The sequence below is a fragment of the Pauljensenia hongkongensis genome (genome assembly GCF_001746855.1).
GTDB lineage: Bacteria > Actinomycetota > Actinomycetes > Actinomycetales > Actinomycetaceae > Pauljensenia > Pauljensenia hongkongensis.
In genome coordinates, this window is record NZ_CP017298.1 from 937,125 (window position 1) to 942,032 (window position 4,908).

The following is a 4,908-nucleotide window of genomic DNA, read 5'->3' on the forward strand; positions in this document are numbered from 1 at the left end:
CTGGGCGCGCTCGCGCTCGGCCGCCGCCTCCGCCTCGGCGCGCGCCCCCAGGTCCTGCGCCTGCTCCAGGGAGCCCGCGAAGAGGGCGAGCTGGGCGTTGTAGTCGGTGACGATACTCACCGTTCCTCCTTGGGGGTCGGCAGCGAGAAGGGGACGCCGATGAACGACTGGTTGGCGGCGCCGGGCCGCACGTAGACGAAGCGGGGGGACTCCTCGGGGGGCTCCAGCGAGAAATCGCCCGACACGTCGTGGAGGGTCCGCCGGTCCTGCCCGACCAGGGCGACGCCGCTGACGCCGCGCAGGTCCCGGCCCACGACGCCCTCGAGGGCCGCGTAGGACGACCACGCGGTGACGACCGCGGGGTGGCCCGCCGCGCTGGTGTCGTGGAGCACGTCGGCCAGGCGCGAGCGGATCGAGGGGGGCTCGCCGAAGCGGGGCACGTCCCCGCCCTCGATGGGGTCGGTGAAGTCGATGAGCTGGTCGGCGTCCACCAGTACCACGGCCTGGTCAGCGGGCAGGCCCTCGCGCAGGAGGACCGAGGCCCCCTCCCCCGTCACCACGCGCACGGGCACGCCCCGCCCCTCCAGGTGGGAGGCGATGAGGCGGATGGGCACGGGCGCGTCCCCGTAGGAGCCGACCACGAAGGTCAGGGGGACGCCCGGCCGGACGCGGGCCAACGACGAGGCGGCGGCCGCGATGAGCCCGTCGACTTCCAGGGAGGGCTCGCCGACGATGGCCAGGCCGATCGGCCGGGGCCCCATGACCGGGTGCCACACGGGGTTCTCGTCGACGCCGATCCGGCGGCCCAGGTCGATGCCGTCGGTGGCGGCGGAGCGCCCCCGGGCGAAGGGCACGGAGTCGTGGCGCTCCCAGGCGACGGGCGCGTAGGGGTTGAAGACGGTGGGCGCGGGGCCGTGGGGCGCGGCGGCGAACATCCGCCTTTGCAGGTCGAGCACGTAGTCGCCTTGCGCCCACGCGCAGGTGCCGCGGATATTGCGGCTGGGGTCCTCGCCGAAGTTCTCGTTGAGGACGACCTCGCCGCGGTAGGTGAGGTCGGCGGCGGCGCGGTTGCCGCGCGACAGGATCGTCTCGGACTCCTGCGCCTTGTTCTTCAGGGACAGGCGCGAGGCGAACTGCCCGAAGATCGCCTGCTCCTTGTTGGCCAGGGCCCGGATGCCGGAGAGGGTCTGGGAGGCCAGGACCAGGTGGATGCCCGCGGAGCGCCCCTGGCGGGCGATCTGCTCCAGTGCGCGCACGGCGTCGCGGGCGACGTCGTCGTTGCCCTCGAAGAGCATCTGGAACTCGTCGGCGACCACCAGAAGGCGCGGCATGGACCCGCCCTGGGCGCGGTAGGCGTCGTACGATCCGACGCCGGCCTCTTTGAAGGTGTTGGCGCGCGCACGGATCTCGTCGGTCAGGTAGGACAGGACGGACGCGCCGAAGACGGCGTTCGACTCCAGGGCGACCAGGCGCGCGTGGGGCAGCCAGTCGCGTCCCTCGTCGTTGGCGGCGAAACGGCGGAACTCCACGCCCTCCTTGAAGTCGAGGAGCAGCATCCGCAGCTCGTCGGGCCCGTAGTGGTAGGCCAGCGCGTAGACGATGTCGAGCAGCAGGTTCGACTTGCCCTGGCCGACTGCGCCGCCCACCAGCATGTTCGGCATGGCGGGGTTCTGGCTGGACAGCCGGATCGTCAGGGCGTCGCCCCTGGTGCGCCCGATGACGGCGCTGAGGCCGTCCGCGCTCGAGCGCGACCACATGGGCTCGCCGCCCTCGATGAACTCGGAGAGCGGGTAGGTGGGGCCCTCGACCTCGTTCGACGAGGCGACGGCGGCGGAGACCACGGAGCCCACGTGGGCGGGGTCCGCCGCCAGGGGGGCGCCCACCGCCCAGCGCCCTCCGGCCCTGATGGCGACGCGGTCCCGGTCGACGCGCACGTCCGTCAGCGCCCCGGCCAGCGCGCCGTCCCCGTCGGGCGCGGCTCCCGGCCCCTGTCCGGCGGCGATGACGCACACCCCGCGGCCGGGGGACGAGGCGAGGGCCCGCAGCTGCTCGCGCGCCCTGTCGCTGAGGGAACTGGGGTAGTCGAGGAGCACGAGGACCCGGAACTCGCCCTGGGGCACCGCCAGTCGCGACCACAGGCCCGACAGGGTGCGCTCGCCCTCGCCCGCCAGGAGCTCCGCGGTCGCCGAGGCGTGCCGGAGCAGGTCGTCGAGCGCGTTCTCCAGGTCGCGCTCGGTGATGAGGGGCGCGGGGAAGGACTCGGCGCGGGCCTCGCGCAGCCTGCCCAGCGGCGCCATCGTGAGGGAGTTGCGGGGGTCGTAGACGTGGATGCGCAGGTGCTGGAGGGGGATGTCCTCGACCAGGGACACCGCCAGGGCGAGCGCGAGGTCGTGGGCGGGCGCGGCACCGTGGGCCGAGGAGACGAGGACGCCCGGCCCTTCGGTGAGGCCGACCGCGAGGGGGGCGCCCCCCTCCAGGGTCCCGATCCTCGTCAGGGGCGCGGGCTCGCAGCCCCGCTTGGCGTTGCGCGCGCTGTCGTAGAGGGCGCGCAGCTGCTGGGACGAGGAGGCGCGGGCCGCCGCTCCCTCCTCCTGGAGGCGGGCGGCGCTGCGCGCTCCGGCGGCGTCGATGGAGGCCAGTTGGGAGTCGAGCGCGGCGCGCGAGTCGGCGAGGCGCCGGGTGAGCTCCGCGTGCGCCCTGGCCTCGTGGGCGCGCGCCACCCCGGACACGAGGGCCGCTTCCTGGGCGATGGTCCGGCGTTCTTCGGCGAGTGTCATTCTTCCATCCCGTTGAGTGCGGCTGTGACGAAGGCGAGTACGAGGACGAGGATGACGGGGAGGAGCACCCCGGTCCGGGCGATCGGCTCCCCCACCCCCTTGAGCGCGTCGTTGGAGGCGCCCAGGGCCGCCAGCGCGGCCACGATGACGTGGACGGCGACCGCCCCGATGAGGCAGGCCAGCCACAGGGGGTGCGACGGCCTGGAGCTGATCTGCCTGCTGAAGATCGTGACGGGCAGCGCCATCGCGAGGACGAAGAGGACGAGGGCGAAGACCGACGGGCCCTCGCCGACCCTCGTCATCGCGTGGTTGAGGTCGAGGCAGTACTTGGGGATGTAGAGCGAGGCGAAGAAGGCGAGGGCAGCGGCCACGGCGGCTGCGACCGGGGAGGTCGAGCCGTCCGCCTTGTGCGCGCCCAGGGGGGCGCCGGCCTCGAGGCGCGCGGCGGTGTCGGCCAGGTCCCGCCTGCCTTCGCTGGCGACGAGCTGGGTGGGCCTGACGAGGCCCTGTCCGGGGGCGCCCGGGGCGAGCCACGGCCGCTTCCGCGTTCCCGTCAGGTCGGTGGTGTAGGCGGCGAGCGCCGATATGGCCTCGAAATCCGACGGAGGTGTTGGGCTCACTGCTATGGCGCCTTTCACGTGTCCAACCGTTGCCGTTCGAGACTACCAGGGTTACTTCTCAACCTAGCCAGCATCTGAGACGCGGCGGCGCGCCCGCCGCACCGCCACGGGGCTGGTGGCGGTGCCGCGCAGCGACCGGGGGCTGGAACCAGGCCCGGGGGGGGACAGGCGGAGGCCCCCGCGCGGGGGCCTGGCGCGCCGGTGGGCGGCCCCATTGGGACCGCCCACCGTCCTCGCCGCCCGCTGCTGCGGGCGCGCGCTCACTTGATGAAGCCGAGCGCCTTGACGGCGTCGTACTCCTCCTGCAGGGCCTTGATGTTGTGGTCGATGCCCGCGCGGGTCGCCTCGGAGATCTCCAGGCCGTCCACGACCTGCCACTCGCCGCCGTCGGAGGTGACGGGGAAGCCGAAGTTCAGGCCGGCGGGGACGCCGTAGTGCGTGCCGTCGCTCATGACGCCGGCGGTGACCCACTCCCCCGCGGGGGTGCCGTGGATCCAGGAGTGCATGTGGTCGATGGCGGCATTGGCGGCGGAGGCGGCCGAGGAGGCGCCGCGCGCCTCGATGATGGCCGCGCCGCGCTTGGCGACCGTGGGGCGGTAGTAGCTGGACAGCCACTCCTCGTCCACCAGCTCGGTCGCGGGCTTGCCGGCGACCTTGGCGAAGGAGACGTCCGGGTACTGGTCGGCGGAGTGGTTGCCCCACACGACGACGTCCTTGATGTCGGCGTTCGCGGCGCCCGTCTTGTGGGCCAGCTGCGCGACGGCGCGGTTGTGGTCCAGGCGCATCATCGCGGTGAAGCGGGACGCGGGCACGTCCGGGGCCGCGTTCTGGGCGATGGTGGCGTTCGTGTTCGCGGGGTTGCCCACGACCAGGACGCGCACGTCCTGGGCGGCGCCGTCGTTGATGGCCTTGCCCTGGGGGCCGAAGATGCCCGCGTTGGCCTCGAGCAGGTCGGCGCGCTCCATGCCCGCGCGGCGGGGCATCGCGCCCACCAGGTAGGCGACGTTCGTGCCCTGGAACGCCTTGGACGCGTCGTCGAAGATCTCCACACCCGCCAGGGTCGGGAACGCGCAGTCGTCGAGCTCCATCGCGGTCCCCTCGGCGGCCTTGACGGCCTGGGGGATCTCGAGGAGGTTCAGCTTGACGGGCACGTCGGGCCCGAAGAGCTGGCCGGAGGCGATGCGGAAGAGAAGGGCGTAGCCGATGTTCCCGGCTGCGCCCGTGACGGTCACGATGCGGGGTGTTGCCATGAGGCACTCCTTTGTTGTCCATGTTGCCGTGGGGCAGCTGGCGCGGTGGTTCCCGCGCTACGGACCAAGGGTACGCGCTCGGGGCGGCGGGCGTTCGGGTACCCGGTCCTATGCGCCCGACGGGGGCTGTCGGAGCGCGGCGGCGCCGCATACAATGGGCGCATGAGCGAGCACGACGACTGCGAACAGGCCGTCGGCCTGCCGTGCGCCCCCTCGGCGGCCGACGGCGCCCGGCCGGGGCCGCCCGCGAACGGTCAGGCG

At 73.6% G+C, this 4,908-nt stretch carries 3 protein-coding genes; all 3 read right to left on the minus strand.

The annotated features are described in order from the left end of the window. Positions 1–116 precede the first annotated feature (116 nt). The 3 genes from BH719_RS03900 to BH719_RS03910 all read right to left on the minus strand — a co-directional run bounded on the left by BH719_RS03900 (position 117) and on the right by BH719_RS03910 (position 4,647). Positions 117–2,777, minus strand: coding sequence for an FtsK/SpoIIIE domain-containing protein (locus BH719_RS03900; RefSeq protein WP_009743453.1), 2,661 nt, complete (start codon positions 2,775–2,777; stop codon positions 117–119). Then, positions 2,774–3,397 carry a hypothetical protein gene (locus BH719_RS03905; protein ID WP_009743454.1) on the minus strand — a complete coding sequence of 208 codons (624 nt, stop codon included), beginning with the start codon at positions 3,395–3,397 and terminating at the stop codon, positions 2,774–2,776. The genes BH719_RS03900 and BH719_RS03905 overlap by 4 nt, the downstream gene beginning before the upstream one ends. Before the next feature lie 260 nt (positions 3,398–3,657). Next, positions 3,658–4,647 (minus strand): malate dehydrogenase, encoded by a 990-nt coding sequence (locus BH719_RS03910; RefSeq protein WP_009743455.1) that lies wholly within the window; start codon positions 4,645–4,647, stop codon positions 3,658–3,660. Between the last annotated feature and the right edge of the window lie 261 nt (positions 4,648–4,908).

Coding starts and splice junctions, on each gene's coding strand:
- BH719_RS03900 (WP_009743453.1), bottom strand. CDS start 2,777: ATGACACTCGCCGAAGAACGCCGGACCATCGCCCAGGAAGCGGCCCTC.
- BH719_RS03910 (WP_009743455.1), bottom strand. CDS start 4,647: ATGGCAACACCCCGCATCGTGACCGTCACGGGCGCAGCCGGGAACATC.